Annotated in this window: 2 protein-coding genes; both read right to left on the minus strand. The window is 60.5% G+C overall.

Annotated elements, in window-relative coordinates:
- Nucleotides 1-229: 229 nt before the first annotated feature.
- A complete protein-coding gene (locus AC3WMT_RS07205; protein WP_103303538.1) occupies nt 230-2,188 on the minus strand; it encodes a MacB family efflux pump subunit in 1,959 nt (652 codons plus the stop codon).
- 2 nt (nt 2,189-2,190) lie between these two features.
- Nucleotides 2,191-3,339 (minus strand): macrolide transporter subunit MacA, encoded by a 1,149-nt coding sequence (macA, locus tag AC3WMT_RS07210; RefSeq protein WP_103303537.1) that lies wholly within the window; start codon nt 3,337-3,339, stop codon nt 2,191-2,193.
- Nucleotides 3,340-3,405: the final 66 nt, after the last annotated feature.

Consider the following 3,405-nt stretch of genomic DNA (forward strand, 5'->3'; position numbering starts at 1 on the left):
CGATCTTCGCGGCTTGCAAACCCGAGTTCGACTCGGTGGTTCAGGTCGGTGAAGCTCGCAAGTACGACTCGGTCAGTCCCCTCTACCCCAAGGCGCGAGGGGGAAAGGGAGCCGATCTTCGCGGCTTTCAAAACCGAGTTCGACTCGGTGGTTCAGGTCGGTGTAGCTCGCAAGTACGACTCGGTCAGTCCCCTCTCCCTCCGGGAGAGGGTTAGGGTGATGGCCGTTTTCAATCCCGGGCCAACGCCTCGATCGGATCAAGTCGCGAGGCATTTCTTGCCGGCACGAAGCCAAATACGATGCCGATCAGCGTCGAGCAGACCACCGCCGTCAGCACCGACGTCAGCGAGAAAACCATTTCCCACTCTTTGATAAACACCGAAAACAGGTGGCCGATGGCGTAGGACAGCGTAATCCCGATCGCCCCGCCCAAAAGACAAACCATCACCGCCTCTACCAGAAACTGCTGGCGAATGTCCGATTGCCGGGCACCGACCGCCATGCGAATGCCGATCTCGCGCGTCCGCTCGGTAACCGACACCAGCATGATGTTCATCACCCCGATCCCCCCCACCACCAACGAAATCACCGCGATCAACGACAGCAGCAACGCCAGCGAGCGGCTGGTTTTCTGCACTGTCTGCAAAACGCTGTCGAGGTTGTTGGTGAAGAAATCCTTGATGCCATGGCGTTGCAGCAACAACTGCGTGACATGTTCTTCGACCACTTTGCTTGGCTGACCGTCCTTCATGCGCACGCTGATGCTGTCCAGATAACGTTGGCCCAACACCCGCCCGGCGGCGGTTTCATAAGGCACCCAGACGTTGAGGGTCTTGCCCGAAGCGAAGAGATTTTTGTTCTCCGCCGCCACGCCGATCACCGTGCACGGCAGATTGCCGATCAGGATCACCTGCCCCAACGGGTCGACGCCGCCACCGAACAAGCGCTGACGGGTGTTGTGGTCGATTACTACCACTTGCGCCTGGCGCCGCGCATCGTTCTCGCTGAACGGGATGCCCTCGGCCATTTTGATGCCGCGTACCTGGAAGTACTGGTGACTGACGCCATTGACCTGTGCGTCCAGATCGATATTGCGATAGCGCAGCAACAGACTGCGGCCGATCATCGGCGTGGCACTGTCGACGTAATACAACTGATTCAGCGCCGTGACGTCGGCGGGCAACAGGGTTTCGATGGCGGCGGCGCGCTTGTCGCCGTAGCTGCTGCCGGGATAAATATCGATGGTATTGCTGCCGATGGCCGCGATGTCCTTGAGCACGTAGCGCTTGGCGCCCTCACCCACCGCCGAGATCGACACCACCGACGTGATGCCGATGACGATACCGAGCATGGTCAGCAACGTGCGCATGCGGTGCGAGATCAGCGCGACCCAGGCCATGCTGAACGCCTCTTTGAACAGGCCGAGGCTGGCGACCAGACGCCGTGAGGCGGTGGCCTTGGGGGCCACCGCGTCTTCGTCCGGCAGTTGCGTGGTGTCACGCACGTTGCTGCGGTCACTGAGGATTGCACCGTCACTGACCTCGATGATGCGCTCGGCGTTGGCCGCGACTTTCGGGTCGTGGGTCACCAGAATCACCGTGTGTCCGGCCGCGTGCAGTTCCAGCAGGATGCGCATCACCTCTTTGCCGCTGGCGGTGTCGAGCGCGCCGGTCGGTTCATCGGCGAGAATCACTTCGCCGCCGTTCATCAAGGCGCGGGCGATACTCACCCGCTGTTGCTGCCCGCCCGACAGTTGGCTCGGCCGGTGGCTCAAGTGCTCCTGCAAGCCCAATCGCGCCAACAGCTCACGGGCTCGGGCATGGCGTTGCAGCTGTGGAATACCCGCGTAGATCGCTGGCATTTCGACGTTGTGCATGGCGCTCAGGTGCGGCAGCAAATGGTAACGCTGGAAGATGAAGCCGAAGTAATCGCGGCGCAGTTCCGCCAGCGCCTGATTATCCAGATCGCGGGTTTCCTGGCCGTTGATCTTGTAGCTGCCGGCAGTGGCGTAATCGAGACAACCTAGCAGGTTCATCAACGTTGATTTACCCGAGCCCGAGGCGCCGATGATCGCCACCATTTCCCCGGCATTGATCGTCAGGTTGATATTTTTCAGCGCGAGAAATTCGCGGTCACCGGCGGTGAAACTGCGGGTGATGCCCGTGAGTTGGAGCAGCGGTTGCGTCATGTTCAAGCCCCCGCCACGTTGGTCACTGGATCACCAATCACCACACGATCACCCTCGGCCAGCCCCTCATTGACCTGCACCTTGACGTTATTGTTGATCCCGGTCTGCACGTTGCGCGACTGCGCATGGCCCTTGGCGTCCAGCACCCGCACCGGAAAACTGCCATCGGCATTGCGCGGGCCAAGCGCAGCCACCGGTACGGTCAGCACTGACTTGGCGGTGTCGAGGACGATGCGCACCTGCGCAGTCATCGAAATGCGCAGGCGGTGATCAGGGTTGGGCACTTCGAACAGCGCGTTATAGAACACCGCCGAGTTTTGCTTGGGCGTACCGGCGGGCGGCGTTTCCAGAAAGTTCTGCGGTGCCGGTTCGGTGCCGCGCAGCTTGCCGTAATAGCGCTTGTCCTCGCCGAGAATGGTGAAGTACACCTCCTGCCCCGGGGCGATGTGAATCACATCGGCCTCGGAGACTTGGGCCTTCACCGTCATGGTGTCCAGATCCGCCAGTTTCAGCAGGATCGGCGCCAACTGGTTAGCGATCACGGTCTGCCCTTCCTGGGTGACGATACCGACCACGTCGCCATCAATTGGCGCGACGATCCGCGTGTACGCCAGGTTGACCTTGGCGGTATCGATCTGGATGTGCGCACTCTTGATCTGCGCGTCCAGCGACAACAGATTGGCCTGCTGCACTTCGTAATCCGACTGGGCGGTTTCGAAATCCTGGCGAGAGATCGAGGCGTCTTCCTGCAGGTTTTTATAGCGTTCGTAAATTGCTTTGGTCTGCTTGAGCTGGGCCTGTGTGGCACGCTTTTGCGCTTGCAGGTTTTCCTCATCGACCTGGGCCTGACGCAGGGTGTTCTGCAACACCAGCGGATCGATTTCCGCCAGCCACTGGCCCTTTTTCACTTTGTCGCCGACCTTGACCTTGAGCGACTTCAACTGGCCGGAGACTTGCGCACCGACGTCCACTTGCTTGATGCCTTCGAGCAACCCGGTGGCGAGCACCGCGTTTTCGATATCACTGCGTTCGACCGTGGCAGTCAGGTACTGCGGCGCCTCGGCCGGCGCCTGCACCGTGTAGAACACCAATCCGGCCACCGCGGCCAACGCCAATCCCATACCGACTTTGCGCAACTTCGACTTTTCCATAAATGACCACAAGTCCGTTCAGGAGTGAGCCCGGCCAGCGGCCGGGCTCGGGTAGAGAAACAACAT

It is taken from the genome of Pseudomonas sp. FW305-7, assembly GCF_058786735.1.